The following is a 17,350-nucleotide window of genomic DNA, read 5'->3' as shown; positions in this document are numbered from 1 at the left end:
TAGCACCTAATGTCTCTTCTTCCCATATAATAGCCTTCATAGAGATGAGATCTACTATGCCCTTAAAATCTTTCTCACTCCCTATCGGTAGCTGAATGACTAGGGGCACTGCTCCAAGCTTACTCTTAATCATATCAACACATCGATAGAAATTGGCTCCTATTCTATCCATTTTGTTGACAAAACAGATACGAGGGACATTATACTTATCAGCTTGACGCCAAACAGTTTCAGATTGAGGTTCAACTCCTGCAACCCCGTCAAATATAGCAACAGCGCCATCTAAAACTCGCAAAGATCTTTCAACTTCGACAGTAAAGTCAACGTGTCCGGGAGTATCTATTATATTGATTCTGTGGTTATTCCAAAAACAAGTTGTTGCAGCAGATGTGATTGTAATACCACGCTCTTTCTCCTGCTCCATCCAATCCATAGAAGCTTCACCATCATGCACTTCACCAATTCTATTTTGTTTACCAGTATAAAATAAAATGCGCTCCGTTGTGGTAGTTTTACCAGCATCTATATGAGCCATTATACCTATATTCCTGTATTTAGATATATTAATTTCCATATTACCGTTGATTAGCCAACATCAAAAACGAAGATGAGAAAAGGCTTTATTAGCTTCAACCATTTTATATTTTTCCTCATACATTTTAAACGCACCACCGCGCTTATTATAAGCATCTGTTATTTCAGATTGCAGACAATCAGCAGAAGTTTTACCACTCTTCTTTCTAGCAACAGAAGCAGCTTTAGCAATCCACCTTAATGCTAAAGAAATTGCTCTATCTTTCCTAACTTCGCAAGGTACTTGATAAGTTGCTCCGCCAATACGGCGAGAACGTACTTCTACAGAAGGTGTGACATTTTCTACCGCTGTTTCAAAAATTAATATCCCACTTTCATTTATTTTCTTTTCAGCTGAAGATAAAGCACCATATACAATTTTTTCTGCAATGGATTTTTTACCACATTTCATAATTACATTAATGAAACGCATCAACAAAACACTACTGTAACGCGAATCAGGAAGTATCTCTCTCTTTCTTGCTCTATTACGACGAGCCATAAACTTTAACCAGGCTTTTTTACACCATATTTTGAACGAGCTTTCTTCCGATTTTGTACACCACGCAAATCAAGAGCACCTCTTATTATGTGATAACGCACACCTGGTAAATCTTTCACTCTCCCACCACGTATTAAAACAACAGAGTGCTCTTGTAAATTATGGCCCTCACCAGGTATATAAGCTGTCACTTCACCATATCGACTAATCCTTACTCTAGCTACCTTACGTAATGCTGAGTTAGGTTTCCTAGGAGTTGTAGTATACACCTTAGTGCAGACACCTCTCCTCTGAGGGTTGTTTTTTCCCAAGGCTGGTACCTTTTTCTTACATGATAATTTCAATCTACCCTTGCGTACTAACTGATTTATCGTAGGCATATATTAAAAACCCAAGCTCATAAAATAACTTAAGCCCCAGTTATAAAATAATAAACCTCAATAGTCAATATAAAAATAAACGTTACTATTCTAATAATTTTAGCTCAACCTCTAAGATCGCTGCCCAATAATGGCATTTGCTCGATGGCAGCATGAAAAGGTCTTAGTTTCGTAATTTAAGGCACCTCTAATTCTTGAGCTTAGAACTTGTGCTGTACTGATTTTACTACTATATAGTATTATACGGTTAATACACTCCAAATGAGATGGAAAGATGAAGGCATCGTTATAGCCATTAAAAAGTATGGTGATGAAAACTTAGTTCTTTCTCTATTTACAAAAAATCACGGGAAGTGTAGGGGATTAACCAGGCTAACAAACGATAGTAACTACAAGTTTCAAATAGGTAATCTGTTACATACAGAATGGAGTGCTAAACTACCTGAAAATCTAGGATTTTTTAAGTGCGAGCTGATCGAATCTCCATCCCACTATTTCTTTCAGGACAGATTAAAAAGCATTACTATTGTTTCTTTTTCTTCTATTTTGGAGAAAGTGCTTCCAGAAAGTGAGCCTTATGCTGTACTGTACGATAATTTTCAATACTTCATCGATGTGATCAAGCACAACAATGAGTCCTGGCAAGGCCATTACCTCAACTTAGAGCTTTTGCTTCTTACACAGCTCGGATTTAAGCTAGATTTATCCAAATGTGCTGTGACAGGTGCTCAGGAAGATTTACAATTTATTTCTCCAAAAACCGGCAGAGCAGTGTCAAAACAAGCAGGAGATTGTTATGCAGATAAACTGCTGCCTTTTCCGCAAATACTGCATGAAGTGTATAATAATAACCTACAAAACAGCTACTCATATCGAGAATTTCAATTAGGGCTAAAAGTCACAGGATATTTTTTAAATAAGTGCCTATTTTCGCAGCTAAATATGAGATTTCCAGAGTCAAGAGGCCTCATGCTTTCGCTTTAGTAGGGCTCTTGCACAAGCTAATTGACAACTTTCGCTATTACCCTTGTCATAGCGCTGAAGCTATTGTTTATCTTCAGTCCGTACAGGAAAGACAACAAAAAAACTCAATGTATTTGGCGTACTGTTGTTTAATTTTTTGCACTATTTGCACCTCACGTCTAGCTTTCAAGGTTTTTACTTAATACAAGCTAAAATGCATTTATAAAAGCGTCTAAGACAATAAAAAAATGACAAATTAAAAGATAAATAGTGAATAACTAGCTAAAGGGGTTTCTTTTGCCTTTTTTTCTCATTTGGTAAATTTCTTAAATATTTATTACTAAAGTAGTATCTTGGATTGTATTATTGTTATCTATTGCACACCTTTCTTGATAAGTAGTTAAAGCTTCATCATATTTATTCTGTTTGCACAGCATATCAGCTGTACTTAACATAGTCCTTAAAGTATCAGAATGATCAGGACCTAATTTAAACCTTTAGGGCATTAAACACTTCCTAATAAATTTGAAGGGCTTCATTATGTTTACCTTGGTTGTAAAGCACTACTGTCATATTATAAAGTATCTGGGTAGTCAGGCCCTAAAATACCTTTTCTTTTTCAAATACATGTTGAAATATTCTCGATGCTCCTCTATATTTACCTTGCTTATTGAACATTCCTGCTATGCTACTTTGAGTAGTTAAAGTATCTAGATGATCAGACCCTAAAGCAATAACTTCTTGAACATTGAACGCTTCTTGATAGGCTTGCTGAGCTTTATTATATTTACCCTGTTCATTAAACATCTTACCTATTCTAAATGTCAGGTATCCAACTATTCCCCTGTGCCTCTCTTCTCTAGCACAGTCCAAGGGTGTTTTACCATAATTACCCTTAGCATTGATATCAGCTCCTTCATCTGCTGGAAACTTTACAATGCCTGAGTTACCATTGTTCTCTGCAGCAAAATGCAGTGGTGTGTCTCCTTCTTTATTTGTATCATGGATACTTGCTCCATTACTTAGAAGAAACTCTACAATTTCTTGATGACCATCCGTAGCAACATGAATAGGTTTTATACCATAGATATTTCCAGCATGAATATTAGCACCTTTATCAACAAGAAATTCTACAGTGTGTAATTGACCCTTCCATGCAGCTTAATATAGTGATGTACGACTTTCCTTGTCAGGATCATCAACGTCTACACCTCTACTAAGAAAAAGCTCTACAATGTTTGTACAACCTTCCATATCAGCAACACGTATAGGCTTTTGACAACAGAAGTATTATCTTTAGCATGAATATTATCTCCCTTACTAATTAAAAACTCTGCAACTTCTAATTCACCTTCTAACGCAGCACAGTGCAGCGGTGTCCAACCATCTTCATTAGGATCATTTACATCGGCACTTTTACGTATAAGGTATTTTACTGCTTCTAAATCACCATTTTCAGCAGCATCGTGGAAAGAAACATAAGTGGGACTTTTCCTTTCTGTATCTGATCCTGTATCTGAACCATCTAAGTGTATCTAAAATTTCTGTGTGCCTTCTTCCCTAGCAAAATATCTAAGGTGTTTTCCCATACCTGTTTTTAGCGCCAATGTTATCACCTTTCTTCACAAGAAATTTTGCAACTCCTAATTGACCTTCTTGAGCAGCATAATGTAGCGGTGTCCAATTATCCTTATCGAAATCATTAACGTTTGCTCCTCGGTCAAGTAAAAATTCTATAATGTTTTTATGTTCATCTAAAGCAGCAACTTGTATAGGTTTTGTGCCATAGGTATTTTCTGCATGGATATTTGCCTCTTTGCCCTCTAAAGACTTTACAGCCTCTGAATGAACGTTCCTCTCAGCATAATATAGTGGTGTATGACTTTCTTTATCAGCATCTTCAATACTTATACCACTACTGACGAACAATTATATGATGCTTGTATAACCTTTCTCAGCAGCAATTATGTATAGGTTTTTTGCTACGAGTAGCATCTTTTGCATGAATATCAGCCTCTTCATTCATTAGTAGCTTTACAAAGCCTCTTAATGCTTCCAGTTCACCATTTCTGGTAGCGTCATGTAAAGCTTTGCTATCTTTGACACTGAGGTTGGCAAATTCCTCTTTACAAATCTCTTTCATTCCTACAGAAATGTGCCCTTTCAATTCTGTCTGAGATACTTTTAGGTGGATCTTGACTCCATCCAGAATATAAAATCCTACTATAGTCTTCTATGTTCCTAACCAAAGCTGAACCTGTCTTGGATTGCTCTAGAAATATTTCTCTTTAATATATGAGTCAATCAATACATAATGATAAGCGTTTTTATTTTGCGTTCCTCCTTTATCACAAATAAATCATTAGGTACTTCTTTATTGAAAACTCACCAACTTTATTTTTGATGTTTTGAGATGGATTTTCGCCCCCATCCAGAATATAGAACTTTACCATAATCTGCAGCGTCCATTGAACCTGTCTTCCACTGCTCTAGAAATGCTTCTTTTTTTGTCTGAGTCAACCAATACATAATGCCAAGCACTATTGCCTCTGTCTTTTCCTCTTATACGTAAATACATCACTACATCTATGTTTGAGATATTTCTATTGTACCCTTCTTAGCAGCTTCCAATTTATCACGTTCAGATTCAAAATACTCTTCATCTGACTCCTGTATCTCTTGATGATCTTCTAAGCTAGAACGCACGCTGCTAGACTCACTTTCTGCAACTTCTGTTGTGATACTATCTAGTATATCTGCAGTCTCTCTGTGTCCATCTTTAGTTTTAGCATGTATAAATGAAGCCCCACTCATTTTTTCTCTTTGTACTATTTCGATACTACTTCTAGTCAATTAAGTAACAGGATGATCAGAACCTAATTTAGCCTTTTGAATATTAAGCACTTCTCGAGAATTCTTAAAGCTTTACTGTATTTACCTTGATCACCAAGAACTACTGCCATGTTATAACGAATCATAAAGTATCAGAATGGTCAGGTCCTAAAGCAAATTTTTGAATATCAAATATTTCCTAGTAGATATTCAAAGCTTCACAGTGTTTACCCTGGCCGTCAAGCACTTCTGCCATATTATAACGGGTACGTATCAGGATGATCAGAACCTAAAACATTTCTTCTTTTTTGAACGTCAAATACTTTCTGATAGATGTTCAAAGCTTCACTGTACTTACCTTGGATTTCAAGCGCTTTTGCCATATTATGATGAGTCATTGAAGTATCAGAATGATCAGGTCATAAAACATTCTATTCTTTTTTCAAGTACTGACTGCGATGTTTCCATAGTCTTACTATAGTTACCTTGTTTGAAATACACTTCTGCCATATTATGCTGTTCATTTAATCTGCTAATTAAAATCTGATTGGTCGCTATCAGATCTTGACAGGCGTAATGAACTCTCTTCAATTTCTCTATTATGTCTTCTTTCTAATGAAGCAAGGAATATTTCTCGGCATTTATGTCACATAGATCAAGTAAAGTAAGACGTACTAGGTTACCGTTAGCTAAGGCCTCTTTACCTTTGTCACCCAACGTTGTTATCATCTAAACTAAGTTCAGTAAGATTTGAAAAGTTACTATTAGCTAGGACTTCTGCTCCTTTGTCACCAATGTTGTTACAGCCGAAATTTTAGTAAGATGTGTGAAATTTCCATTAGCTAAGGCCTCTGCTCCTTTGCCACCGATAGTATTATTATCTAACTCAAGTTCAGTGAGATGTGTAAGCTTAGCTAATTCTTTTGTATCTTTTTTATATAATGCCAGAAATTACATAAGGTTTATATGTAAAGACGCTCACACACCTCTTTGTCTGAGCAGCTTTTTCTGTCGATCCATGGAATTTCTCGAACTGTTCACTCCATAATATCGGTATTTTGGTTTTCCTGAAGTTTATCAATTTTAGATGGTCTGGTTGAGTCCAATTCAATATGTCTTTCTATAAAAATTTGCCTATCTTTTACACCTAAACAGCATTAACACATTTTTAGCCTTTTTTATATGAGTAACCCTCTAGGAATCATCTTGTTGAATTCTATGATATTATTTTTTATATCATTGTACTGAATATTATGATAAGGATAACAGCGAGGGTTGTCAAATAGTTTTTTGTTTCATTCAATGCGCTGTCAAAACTCTCCAAGAGGTCTAACTTCCATATATCCGGAGTAATTCTTGCGCATTGGCTTTTATTAGAGTAGGGCATTTTCTGTCATTTAATAGTGAATGTAATGTTTCAATTGCACCTTTAATGTCATTATTATGTATCTTTATTATAGCGATAGCTTCTTGACTTGAGTAAGGATACACTGCATTTGCTGCTAAATTATTGATTTTAACTTCATTTATTTTGTCACCGCTATAAAGCAAACTCATTACTTCTAAATATTGTGCTAATTCACGCAAAACATCAGGAACATCCTTATTATCTGCTATATTACTATAAATAGATGCTGCATCTGTTGATGTTGAATTTGAGGTACGATTAAATGCACTTTCAAAGTCTGCTAAATGCTTCCAGTTTGAGTCTATTCCCTTTAATAACTCACTATCTTTTTTGGAGAATAACACTTCATAGAACTTATTGCCTGCAATTGTAGATTGTCTTGCATTATCAATATTACGTAATGAGTACAATGTTATACCAATTAGCACTGGTACCAATGCAAATAGAAAAATGTATTTCTTCATAGTGATATTCTCAATAGATATATATTTTTTATATATTAATGCTTTTTGATTTGCAAAAACTTATTGACATAGCAATTATATCACATAATAATGTTTTCAAGGTTGTTTGAATAGTTGGAGATTGAAGTATTTCTAAAGTAGAAATAAAGACAGCAATATAAAGCTAATTATTTTTTGTCGGGTTTATCCGACGTACCCTTAACCTTTTATAGGTTAAAGTCTAAATTTGAGAGTTTGATCCTAGCTCAGAATGAACGCTGGCGGCAGGCTTAACACATGCAAGTCGAACGGAGTTATACTATAGCTTGCTGTAGTATAACTTAGTGGCAGACGGGTGAGTAATATATAGGAATCTACCTAGTAGTACGGAATAATTGTTGGAAACGGCAACTAATACCGTATACGCCCTATGGGGGAAAGATTTATTGCTATTAGATGAGCCTATATTAGATTAGCTAGTTGGTAAGGTAATAGCTTACCAAGGCAATGATCTATAGCTGATCTGAGAGGATGATCAGCCACACTGGAACTGAGACACGGTCCAGACTCCTGAGGGAGGCAGCAGTGGGGAATATTGGACAATGGGCGAAGGCCTGATCCAGCCATGCCGCATGAGTGAAGAAGGCCTTTGGGTTGTAAAGCTCTTTCGGTGAGGAAGATAATGACGGTACTCACAGAAGAAGTCCTGGCTAACTCCGTGCCAGCAGCCGCGGTAATACGGAGAGGGCTAGCGTTATTCGGAATTATTGGGCGTAAAGAGCGCGTAGGCTGGTTAGTAAGTTAAAAGTGAAATCCCAAGGCTCAACTTTGGAATTGCTTTTAAAACTGCTAACCTAGAGATTGAAAGAGGATAGAGGAATTCCTAGTGTAGAGGTGAAATTCGTAAATATTAGGAGGAACACCAGTGGCGAAGGCGTCTATCTGGTTCAAATCTGACGCTGAGGCGCGAAGGCGTGGGGAGCAAACAGGATTAGATACCCTGGTAGTCCACGCTGTAAACGATGAATGTTAAATATGGGGAGTTTACTTTCTGTATTACAGCTAACGCGTTAAACATTCCGCCTGGGGACTACGGTCGCAAGATTAAAACTCAAAGGAATTGACGGGGGCCCGCACAAGCGGTGGAGCATGTGGTTTAATTCGAAGCAACGCGAAGAACCTTACCAGGCCTTGACATCCAATGAACTTTCTAGAGATAGATTGGTGCCTTCGGGAACATTGAGACAGGTGCTGCATGGCTGTCGTCAGCTCGTGTCGTGAGATGTTGGGTTAAGTCCCGCAACGAGCGTAACCCTCATCCTTAGTTACCATCAGGTAATGCTGGGGACTTTAAGGAAACTGCTAGTGATAAACTGGAGGAAGGTGAGGATGATGTCAAGTCATCATGGCCCTTATGGAGTGGGCTACACACGTGCTACAATGGTGGCTACAATGAGCTGCAAAGTCGCGAGACTAAGCTAATCCCTTAAAAGCCATCTCAGTTCGGATTGTACTCTGCAACTCGAGTGCATGAAGTTGGAATCGCTAGTAATCGTGGATCAGCATGCCACGGTGAATACGTTCTCGGGTCTTGTACACACTGCCCGTCACGCCATGGGAATTGGTTTCACTCGAAGCTAATGACCTAACCGCAAGGAGGGAGTTATTTAAAGTGGGATCAGTGACTGGGGTGAAGTCGTAACAAGGTAGCAGTAGGGGAATCTGCAGCTGGATTACCTCCTTAGGCTTTGTGCACAACTCACCACTTTTAATAGTGGTGCTATGGTGTACTATATTGCTGTCTTTACTTCTACTTTATTTTAATTTCTTGATAATAGAATTTTATGAGTGATAGGCCTCTTTCTCCACATTTGCAAATATATAAAGTACAAGTTACTAATTTTTTTTCTACTATGCACAGATTAACTGGTATCTTATTATTCCTTCTGTTAATGGTGCTTTCTTGGTATTTTATATTACATGTTTATTTTCCTGAGCTGTTTATAGTAAAGTACTTGAATATACTATTATCTACTCCTATTGCTAAGTTAGCTTATGTTTTATGCCTTGTAAGCTTTCTATATCATTTCCTCAATGGTATTCGTCATTTATTATGGGATGCTGGACTTAATTTAGAAATTGCTAGTGTCTCAAAAAGTGCTATACTACTGACAGTAACTTTACTTTTCTCTACTGTAGTTTTTTTATTTATGTTTATATGAGTCAATCTGGAAATTCAGTACATCATTGGTGGGTTCAACGTATTTCTACAGTGATTTTATTGTTTTTATTTCCTTGGTTTATCTATTCATTTTCTTGCGCACTTTATGCTAATAGTTCTTTATTTTTTAATGAAAAATTATTTCAGGCTATTAATCATCCTCTAGAGCTTTTATTTTTTGTTATATTATTGTTTTATATTTTTTTGCACGCAGCCCTTGGAATGCAAGTAGTGTGTGAAGATTATATGCAAAGTGTACCTCTAAGAGTTTTTACCGTTACATGTATAAAATGCTTGTCAAGCATCACTTATATAGCTCTTACTTTTACGATTTTTTTCTTTTACAAACATATTTTCTTGTAAAATCATCAATTCTATGCTAACATATTCTTAGCATACTGGTTTTATTATTCAACTATAGTGCTTAATCTTAGTTTAGTAATATGTTAGAGAAATTGGAAAAGTGGGGAACGGACCTTACGCTAAAAGTGAAGGGTCTGTTTACTTTACCTGAGTCTCAAGTTTATGTAAAAGACCTCAGAAAGGTAATGACATATAAGGATGGGCGAAGATGCCAGTATCCAAAAAATTATGATGAGATTGTAGAATCTGGAAGAATTATAGAAGGTAAAGATAGCGATGGAAAGCCTGTAAAAAATGAAAAGGGAAATCTAGAATATCAGCTTGCATATAATGGAAACAAGTTTAATCTAGCTTTAGTTACCGAAACTGATGATAGGTCTTATTTTACTGTTAATTATCTAGATGATAAGGGTAAGCAAATTCCAATAAGTGAGTTGCACGAATCATGTTTTGAGCCATTTTGCTTTTCAAGATTGGAGTTTAGGAAATGTGCACCAGTTTTTGAAGCTCAAGAAATTAAAAACTCTAAAGGTAAGTCATTGCCTTCATCATATAAATTAATCAACTCTTCTGTACTAACCAAAAATGAAAAAAACAAAGAAGGCAAAATTCAGGAAGTTGTTGACTTGGAAGGAAGGAATGGAGAGTTATTGTACACTAGTGATTGTAAGAAGATAAGCACTAGTTTTTTTGAAGTTAGAGATCAAAACGGTAATCTGGAGCTAGATAAAAGTCTTATATCTGTTCCTATTGTTTTTGCTGCTGGCTTAGCTAGGATTTGTGCTAGACTGCTAACTTTCATTCCTATGAAATTAGGAGGGCATTTAATAAGCAGACAAGATCCAATTGTAAAATTTTTTGGTTATCTTTTGTTCACTCCTGCAATGGCAGTGAAAAATTTAGTGAACATGGGAGCTACCGTACTTAAGGCTCCAATTTTGTTATTTTTAGCAGATAAGAAAAAGTATGGTGATGCTTACTGGACTATGTGGAAACACCAATTAAGGGAATGTTGGAAAGAAACAAAAAACGATTATTCAGTTGTTAAAGAAGGAAAGAGATCAGAGCCAGAGAAGAAAGACTATCTTGACCGTAAGATTGCAGGAACGTGGAAAGAGCTTGATGTTAGAAGGTCAGGCATTGAGAAAGAATTGGATAAGGGGCTAAGCAAAATTAGTGAAAGTACAAATAAATCTAGAGGACAAATCTCAGGAAAGGAGAAATTGCAAAACGCAAGTAATGAACAAATAGCTGATAAAAATCAGGGGAGTAGTGACACTCATGCTCATAAGGTACTAAGTAGACGGAATTCATTGCGCGATAGGGAAACTCTGTTACCTACTCACTAATCAACTATTACTTTAAATTGATATCCACTTTCTATTTTAATCGCTTCACAACAAAAGCTTGCATGTATTTTACCTTTGGTATAAGATATTAAATAATTAATATCTTATACCAAATGTACCATGTAATATTGTGTGGTGGCAGTGGCAGCAGGCTTTGGCCTTTATCCAAGCCAAAGCAATTTCAGGAAATATTTTAGTCATAACACTAAAAAGTGATTATATGCCGCCCATAATTGCCACAAATATACAGTATGAATCATTAGTGATGGAGGAATTAAAAGCGCTGCAAGAGCATAAAGTGGTTTTTTGAGCCAGTAAAAAATCGGAACGGCAGCAGCAATATTGATTGCTGCATTTCTCTGCAGTAAAGGTGAGGTAATGTTAATTCTGCCTTCAGACCATTTTATAGTGATTTAAGCATTTTTATGCTTCTACTCAAAAAGCTGCTCAGATAGCCTCTGAAACTAACTCTATAGTTACTTTTAAGTAAAACCTCATGAATTTAATCCCAAATATGGCTACATCAATTCAGTTTATGGTCAGCAAGAAAAGTATTATACAGTGAAGAGTTTCACGAAAAAACCTGAGCACAAAATTGAGTAACGATCATTACTGGAACTCTGGAATATTCGTGTTTAAAACAAAACGCTATGTAGATGAGATGAAAAGATCTACCCCAAATCTTTATAATTTATGTTGTGCAAGTGTTCAACATTCCACCACGAAAAAGATTTCTGTATTTAAAACAGCAGGATTTTGTGGAAATTGAAGGCGTATCCATTGATTATTTGGTAATGGAGAGAGCGGGGAGCGTTGCAATGGTAGAAACTAATTTCGATTGGATGGATGTTGGAACCTTGGAATGCAGTTTTAGAATTGAGTAAGAGATTTGATAAAACCGGTGTCATTCCAGAATGTGACCAGAAAAAAAGAGCAAAATTTAACAGCAGAAAGTAGCGCAAAAAATTTATTAAGTAGAGCTTGCAAGCAGCCAGATAAGAGCTTAATGTTATTTATTAGTAAAGTTAGAGAAGTAAAAGCAATAAGGAAAGAAATCAAGCCATGGGAGTTTTGTAGTGTAATTTTAATGGGCGAGAATTTTCTTATAAAATATCTGTTTATGAGCCGATTGAGCTGCGCTTCTAGGCAGTCCTTACTGCTATAGAGATGAGTACCATATAGTACTGTTAGGAGCTGGATATGTAAATTTAGGAAGCAAAACGCGTGCTATAGCGACAAATCATGTAGTAGGAATTCCAAGGAAAGTTTCCCATAGAATTGAAAATAGAAGCGTAAACTTTCCACTTGGGATAGTTGAATTTCAAGTAGGAGAGCTTTTATCTGATAATGATATAGTGAGGTTGGATGATGTGTATGGAAGATTTTGATATGCAAGCATCATGATTTGACCATCAGTCATTCAATGGGAACAAAAAAAACTACTTGACAACTTTCGCTGTCATCCTTATTCATAGCGTTGAAGCTATTGTTTATCTTCAGTCCTTACACAGATTAAACAACAAAGAAACTCAATGTACTTGGCGTACTGTTATTTAATTTTTTGCACTATGTGTACCTCATGCCTTTATAAACTTTCAAGGTTTTTACCTAGTATAAGCTAAAATGCGTTTGTTAAAGCGTTTAAGACAATAAAAAAATGCCAATTTAAAAGATAGATAGTGAATAACTAGCTAACGGGGTTTCTTTTGCCTTTTTTTTACTTGGTAAATTTCTTAATATCTATAGCTAATTACAATTTATGAACAAACATTTGTTTTTACAATAAATGGTGTCATCCCACAACGTTCCTTCTCCCATTATTCTAGTGCTTTTGACACATAGCTGTATGAATATTGCAATTGGCAGGTAATTTGCATAACAGACGGGTGTCATCCCAGTGCCGGGGCACTGGGATCTAGCCTTTCCATGATCATCAAAAATGTCGTATTTTAACATAAAACAGCTACTTTTATACTTACCGCGACTTAATAAAATTCTTGGATTCCAGTGTCAAGCACTGGCATGACACTCTCCTAATAGCATATGTTCGTACAGTTGTATGCTTGATACTAGGATCTACACTTTTTTTTCACCTAGATCCCAGCATCGCGCGCTGGGATGGCAAGAAAATGGCTACTGGGGTGACAGGAGGGAAGAAGTACTGGAATTACACAGTTTGTTGTAAACTCACTTTTACTATATGATTACCTTTTTATGGCATCTTATCTATCTAATTTTACCATTCCGCTGAACAGATATAAAATATTTAATAAACTCTTTTTTTCATAAAAATACATAATGGGCTTAAATCTTTTTAACTAAGATTTCATTATCAAGAGCGTACACTATTAGCTCATCACCTTCTGTTACTTCTCCCGATAAAACTAACTTAGCTAAATTATTTTGAATACACTCCTGTATTACCCTTTTTAGTGGTCTTGCTCCATACTCAGGGTCATAGCCAGCTTGCGCTATTAGTTTCTTAGCTTCCTCTGACAAATTTATACTTAGTTTGCGCTTAGCAAGTGTTTTTTGTAAATAAGAAAATTGGACATCTATAATTTTATAAATGTCGTCCTTGGTTAAACTGCAGAATATAATAATCTCATCTAGTCTGTTTAGAAATTCTGGACGAAATGCAGATTTAACTATTTGCATCACTTCGCTTTTTACAGAGTCAGCAGTTCCCTTTAGCGTTATCTCAGCACCAAGATTAGAAGTTAAAATTAATATTGTATTGCGGAAATCAATTAATTTGCCGTGGCTATCGGTAAGTCTGCCTTCATCCAAAATCTGCAGTAGTAGATTAAATATATCTGGATTTGCTTTTTCTATCTCATCAAACAAAATTACCTGATATGGCCTCCTTCTTACTGCCTCAGTCAACCTGCCGCCTTGCTCATAGCCAACATATCCAGGAGGTGCTCCAATTAGCTTTGAAACGGAGTGTTTTTCCATATACTCTGACATATCAAAACGCAGAAGTGCTGATTGGTCATCAAACAAAAATTCGGCAAGGGCTTTCGCAAGTTCCGTTTTTCCAACTCCGGTTGGGCCCAAGAATAGAAATGAACCAAAAGGCCGATTAGTGTCTTGCACACCAGAACGAGAGCGCCTAACTGCATTACTTATTGCTTCTATTGCATCCTTTTGTCCTATCACTCTTTTTCCTATTTCATTCTCCATGTTAAGAAGCTTTTCTTTTTCACTGTGCATCATGTTATCAACTGGAATTCCTGTCCACTTTGAAACAATATTTGCAATGTCATTCTCAGTAACTTCTTTCTTTAGGAAGCTATCAGTAACTTCTTCCTGGTCTTTTAGCTCATTTTCAAGCTGAGGAATTACACCGTACATCAGCTCCCCTGCCCTTCCTAAGTTGCCACTTAGCTGAGTCAGTTCCAACTCTTTTCTAGCATCGTCTAATTTTTCTACTGTCTCTTGAATTCTAGCTATTTTATTCTTCTCCATCTGCCATTTACTGTTTAAGTCAGCAAACTTACTGTTTAAGTTTTCGATTTCTTCATTTATCCTCTTTAAACGCTGCTTGGAGTTTTCATCACGTTCTTTTTTTAGAGCCTCTGCCTCAATTTTTAGTTGTATTGTTTTCCTCTCAAGTTCATCAATAACTTCGGGTTTGCTATCCATTTCAATTCTCACCTTACTTGCCGCTTCATCAATTAAGTCAATCGCTTTATCAGGTAAAAACCTGTCTGTTATATATCTATTGGATAATGTTGCAGCAGCAATTATTGCACCATCTGTAATCCTAATACCGTGGTGCACTTCATGCCTCTCCTTCAGACCCCTCAGTATTGAAATAGTATCAGTTTCAGTTGGTTGAGAAATAAACACAGGTTGAAAACGCCTTGCGAGTGCAGGATCTTTTTCTATATGCTCGCGATATTCATTCAAAGTTGTGGCTCCTATGCAGCGAATTTCTCCACGTGCAAGAGCAGGCTTTAGCAGATTTGAAGCATCCATTGCACCACTTGTTGCTCCAGCTCCAACCAAAGTGTGTAATTCATCGATAAATAATATAATTTTTCCTTCTGCTTTTGAAATCTCATTAATAACCGCCTTTAGCCTTTCCTCAAACTCCCCTCTGAATTTTGTTCCGGCAATCAACGCACCAAGATCCAGGGCTAAAACTTTTGCACCATGCAACCCAAGCGGCACGTCGTTTGCAACAATTCTATTTGCAAGTCCCTCAACTATTGCAGTCTTTCCAACACCAGGTTCACCTATCAGCACAGGATTATTCTTTGTTCGCCTCAGTGATACCTGCATAGTTCTTCTTATCTCCTCATCACGACCAATTACAGGATCAAGCTTTCCTTGTATGGCAAGCCCTGTAATATCTTTTGTATATTTCTTTGCTGCATTTATTTTTTCCTCGCTATTTGGCGAGTCCGCATTGTTGCCCTTTCTCATTTCTGCAATAACTGAGTTCAACTTTTGTGGAGTCACACCATCTTCCATTAAAATTCTACCCACAGTACTATCTTTCTGTGCAGTGAGACCCTGTAGTAAACGCTCAACGGTAACAAATGAGTCTTTACTTCTCCTTGTAATACCAATTGAATCTTCAAAAACTTTTGCTACTTCTCTTGAAAGTTGAAGGCTACTACTTCCCGGGCCTTCAACTACTGGAAGCTTTTTTATTGCACCATCCACAGCATCGGAAATATTCTGAATATTTCCACCACAAGCGCCTATTAAATCCTGGACTAAACCTGGTTCATCTTCGAGCATCACCTTTAGTAGATGCTCAGGCATGAAAACCTGATGCCCAGCTCCCAACGCTTTCATTTGGGCACTTTGAATTAGGTTTTTTGCTTTTTCGGTAAATTTATTTAAGTCCATAATATAAGTTTACTCGTATTTTTCGATATATATAGCAACTGCTTTCTTAATTTCAAGCTAAGGAGTCGTTTATTACCAAACAAAAATTCATGTTACAGAGATAGTGATATAAGTAATTCTGGAGGTTATGACCATCGATCGCTTCAGCTATACTAGCCTATTTTCACTAAATTTACATACAAACCAATTTGTCTAACTTTGTTGCAACAGTTTTATTTTTCTATTTTACAACCATATTTTTACTCAGCTTGTTCTCACAAATAGGTACTTTTTGGAATGAAAAAAAAGTAAATGATTAGATTTTTTATAACACCGATTTGTAGCACGTTCCTGAAGCTAAAGTAATTGCTAATGTTTTATATATGTATTAAGAAATATACAAATCTTGACTTTCTCATGAAAATGTGAAATAACCAAATCATATTATCATCTTTTAATTTAGTAAGAGATAAATATGGGTTTAACATTGGAATAGTTGGATCAGATACTGAATGTAGTATAATCCAGCAACTCAAGTGATATACTTGAACAAATAAAGGTAGAATTACTAAAGCAAGATTAAAGATGCATATGAATAGTGGAGACAGGGAAACTTTAATGAAAGCTACCTATTTGAATCGTTAGCCGAGCACAATACTTGACTTCTTATGTCTACATTATTGCATATGGCTACTGGAAATGGCCACTTAAACACAGTTAAAATACCTTGTAGACGAAAAAAATGTTGATATCAATAAAGCAAGTTTCTATTTAGATAAGGCAGGTGATTGCAGTCAGCATTTTTTCTCTGAAGGAGATTGTGGTAGCGACAACGCTTTACATTTAGCTGCTGAAAGTGGCAACTTAGACCTAGTTAAATATCTTGCAGGCAAAGAAAATGCTGATATTAATAAAAGCAAATCATATAAGGTGAAACCGCTTCACATTTACCTGTTCTTGCAGGCAACTTAAACATAGTTGAATGCTTTGTAGAGAAAGGGGCTAATATTGATATATTAAATAATGATGGCTACACTGCTTCACATTTAGCTGTTTTCAAAGGCAACTTAGAGATGGTTAAATGCCTTGTAGGCAAAAAAAATGTTGATATCAAAAAAACAAATCATAAAGATAACACCGCTTTATATTTAGCTGTTCTCAAGTTTCTAGATTAAATGTAGCAAAGCTTTTAATGGCGCATGAAATTAAATTACAGGGTTCTAATGTGAAAAAAATACACTAAGTAGAAAATCATGAAGAAATGTCAGAATATTGGAACGAATCTCTAGATGAAGTGATAAGGATGGCAGAAGAAAATGATCCACTATATGACTTTTTAAAAGAAAGTGATGCGATTAGCATATGGGAAGAAAATGATAATGTACACAGTAAGTTTAATGATGAAGAGAATTTAGGAAGGCAATATCCAGAGTATTTTCATATGTTAATTAATAAAGCTAATAAAGTAAAA

Annotated in this window: 18 protein-coding genes, 1 rRNA gene and 6 pseudogenes; 9 read left to right on the top strand and 16 right to left on the bottom strand. The window is 36.0% G+C overall.

Annotated features, from left to right (window positions below):
* The 3 genes from IHO40_RS01295 to rpsL form a co-directional block, all read right to left on the bottom strand.
* Nucleotides 1–574 (bottom strand): GTP-binding protein (locus IHO40_RS01295; protein WP_225536386.1); only part of this gene is annotated, 574 nt, incomplete at its 3' end.
* A 21-nt stretch (nucleotides 575–595) separates the two neighbouring features.
* Nucleotides 596–1,075 (bottom strand): 30S ribosomal protein S7, encoded by a 480-nt coding sequence (gene rpsG, locus IHO40_RS01290; protein ID WP_225536385.1) that lies wholly within the window; start codon nucleotides 1,073–1,075, stop codon nucleotides 596–598.
* A gap of 5 nt (nucleotides 1,076–1,080) precedes the next feature.
* On the bottom strand, nucleotides 1,081–1,455 hold the full coding sequence (gene rpsL / locus IHO40_RS01285; protein WP_225536384.1) for a 30S ribosomal protein S12: 375 nt from the start codon (nucleotides 1,453–1,455) through the stop codon (nucleotides 1,081–1,083).
* 261 nt (nucleotides 1,456–1,716) lie between these two features.
* On the opposite strand from rpsL, the gene recO reads away from it, so the two are divergent.
* Nucleotides 1,717–2,439 (top strand): DNA repair protein RecO, encoded by a 723-nt coding sequence (gene recO, locus IHO40_RS01280; protein WP_225536383.1) that lies wholly within the window; start codon nucleotides 1,717–1,719, stop codon nucleotides 2,437–2,439.
* Nucleotides 2,440–2,744: 305 nt separating this feature from the next.
* Here recO and IHO40_RS01275 read toward each other — a convergent pair.
* From IHO40_RS01275 to IHO40_RS01235, 11 genes and pseudogenes are all read right to left on the bottom strand, one after another.
* Nucleotides 2,745–2,894, bottom strand: a pseudogene (locus IHO40_RS01275) (tetratricopeptide repeat protein); the annotation flags it as partial.
* A 124-nt stretch (nucleotides 2,895–3,018) separates the two neighbouring features.
* Nucleotides 3,019–3,567, bottom strand: a pseudogene (locus IHO40_RS06000) (ankyrin repeat domain-containing protein); the annotation flags it as partial.
* An 80-nt stretch (nucleotides 3,568–3,647) separates the two neighbouring features.
* Entirely contained in the window at nucleotides 3,648–3,953 is a 306-nt protein-coding gene (locus IHO40_RS05995; protein WP_225536393.1) for an ankyrin repeat domain-containing protein, read from the bottom strand.
* 37 nt (nucleotides 3,954–3,990) lie between these two features.
* Nucleotides 3,991–4,347, bottom strand: a complete 357-nt coding sequence (locus IHO40_RS01260; RefSeq protein WP_225536381.1) for an ankyrin repeat domain-containing protein — start codon at nucleotides 4,345–4,347, stop codon at nucleotides 3,991–3,993.
* Between the two features lie 25 nt (nucleotides 4,348–4,372).
* Nucleotides 4,373–4,561: an ankyrin repeat domain-containing protein gene (locus IHO40_RS01255; RefSeq protein WP_225536380.1), complete on the bottom strand. Its 189-nt coding sequence runs from the start codon at nucleotides 4,559–4,561 to the stop codon at nucleotides 4,373–4,375.
* Between the two features lie 205 nt (nucleotides 4,562–4,766).
* Nucleotides 4,767–4,999 (bottom strand): annotated as a pseudogene (locus tag IHO40_RS06150) (hypothetical protein); the annotation flags it as partial.
* A 5-nt stretch (nucleotides 5,000–5,004) separates the two neighbouring features.
* Nucleotides 5,005–5,232 (bottom strand): hypothetical protein, encoded by a 228-nt coding sequence (locus tag IHO40_RS01250; RefSeq protein WP_225536379.1) that lies wholly within the window; start codon nucleotides 5,230–5,232, stop codon nucleotides 5,005–5,007.
* A 275-nt stretch (nucleotides 5,233–5,507) separates the two neighbouring features.
* Nucleotides 5,508–5,633: a tetratricopeptide repeat protein gene (locus IHO40_RS05990; RefSeq protein ID WP_225536378.1), complete on the bottom strand. Its 126-nt coding sequence runs from the start codon at nucleotides 5,631–5,633 to the stop codon at nucleotides 5,508–5,510.
* Between the two features lie 326 nt (nucleotides 5,634–5,959).
* Nucleotides 5,960–6,064: pseudogene (locus tag IHO40_RS05985) on the bottom strand (hypothetical protein); the annotation flags it as partial.
* The gene (locus IHO40_RS05980; RefSeq protein WP_368666747.1) at nucleotides 6,019–6,198 is read right to left on the bottom strand and encodes a leucine-rich repeat domain-containing protein; all 180 of its coding nucleotides are present in this window, start codon (nucleotides 6,196–6,198) and stop codon (nucleotides 6,019–6,021) included. The gene IHO40_RS05980 and the pseudogene IHO40_RS05985, both read right to left, overlap by 46 nt.
* Before the next feature lie 381 nt (nucleotides 6,199–6,579).
* Nucleotides 6,580–7,122 (bottom strand): hypothetical protein, encoded by a 543-nt coding sequence (locus tag IHO40_RS01235; RefSeq protein ID WP_225536377.1) that lies wholly within the window; start codon nucleotides 7,120–7,122, stop codon nucleotides 6,580–6,582.
* A gap of 222 nt (nucleotides 7,123–7,344) precedes the next feature.
* Here IHO40_RS01235 and IHO40_RS01230 point away from each other — a divergent pair.
* From IHO40_RS01230 to IHO40_RS06235, 5 genes and pseudogenes are all read left to right on the top strand, one after another.
* Nucleotides 7,345–8,845: ribosomal RNA gene (locus IHO40_RS01230) — 16S ribosomal RNA — on the top strand.
* 100 nt (nucleotides 8,846–8,945) lie between these two features.
* Nucleotides 8,946–9,323, top strand: a complete 378-nt coding sequence (sdhC, locus tag IHO40_RS01225) for a succinate dehydrogenase, cytochrome b556 subunit (RefSeq protein ID WP_225536376.1) — start codon at nucleotides 8,946–8,948, stop codon at nucleotides 9,321–9,323.
* The gene (gene sdhD, locus IHO40_RS01220) at nucleotides 9,320–9,685 is read left to right on the top strand and encodes a succinate dehydrogenase, hydrophobic membrane anchor protein (protein WP_225536375.1); all 366 of its coding nucleotides are present in this window, start codon (nucleotides 9,320–9,322) and stop codon (nucleotides 9,683–9,685) included. The genes sdhC and sdhD overlap by 4 nt, the downstream gene beginning before the upstream one ends.
* Before the next feature lie 80 nt (nucleotides 9,686–9,765).
* A complete protein-coding gene (locus tag IHO40_RS01215) occupies nucleotides 9,766–11,034 on the top strand; it encodes a hypothetical protein (protein WP_225536374.1) in 1,269 nt (422 codons plus the stop codon).
* A gap of 113 nt (nucleotides 11,035–11,147) precedes the next feature.
* Nucleotides 11,148–12,422 (top strand): annotated as a pseudogene (locus IHO40_RS06235) (sugar phosphate nucleotidyltransferase).
* 358 nt (nucleotides 12,423–12,780) lie between these two features.
* Here the strand turns inward: IHO40_RS06235 and IHO40_RS01190 are convergent.
* Nucleotides 12,781–12,990: a hypothetical protein gene (locus tag IHO40_RS01190; protein ID WP_225536371.1), complete on the bottom strand. Its 210-nt coding sequence runs from the start codon at nucleotides 12,988–12,990 to the stop codon at nucleotides 12,781–12,783.
* 348 nt (nucleotides 12,991–13,338) lie between these two features.
* Nucleotides 13,339–15,900, bottom strand: coding sequence for an ATP-dependent chaperone ClpB (gene clpB, locus IHO40_RS01185; protein ID WP_225536370.1), 2,562 nt, complete (start codon nucleotides 15,898–15,900; stop codon nucleotides 13,339–13,341).
* A gap of 729 nt (nucleotides 15,901–16,629) precedes the next feature.
* Here clpB and IHO40_RS05975 point away from each other — a divergent pair.
* From IHO40_RS05975 to IHO40_RS01175, 3 genes and pseudogenes are all read left to right on the top strand, one after another.
* Nucleotides 16,630–16,851 (top strand): ankyrin repeat domain-containing protein, encoded by a 222-nt coding sequence (locus IHO40_RS05975; RefSeq protein WP_368666746.1) that lies wholly within the window; start codon nucleotides 16,630–16,632, stop codon nucleotides 16,849–16,851.
* Nucleotides 16,821–17,054, top strand: a pseudogene (locus IHO40_RS05970) (ankyrin repeat domain-containing protein); the annotation flags it as partial. The gene IHO40_RS05975 and the pseudogene IHO40_RS05970, both read left to right, overlap by 31 nt.
* A gap of 86 nt (nucleotides 17,055–17,140) precedes the next feature.
* The coding region (locus tag IHO40_RS01175) for a hypothetical protein (RefSeq protein WP_225536369.1) at nucleotides 17,141–17,350 on the top strand (210 nt) is incomplete at its 3' end.

Source organism: Wolbachia endosymbiont of Mansonella ozzardi (assembly GCF_020278625.1).
GTDB lineage: Bacteria > Pseudomonadota > Alphaproteobacteria > Rickettsiales > Anaplasmataceae > Wolbachia.
The sequence above is the reverse complement of the archived record's forward strand: the minus strand, read 5'-3'. Positions and strand labels throughout refer to the sequence as shown.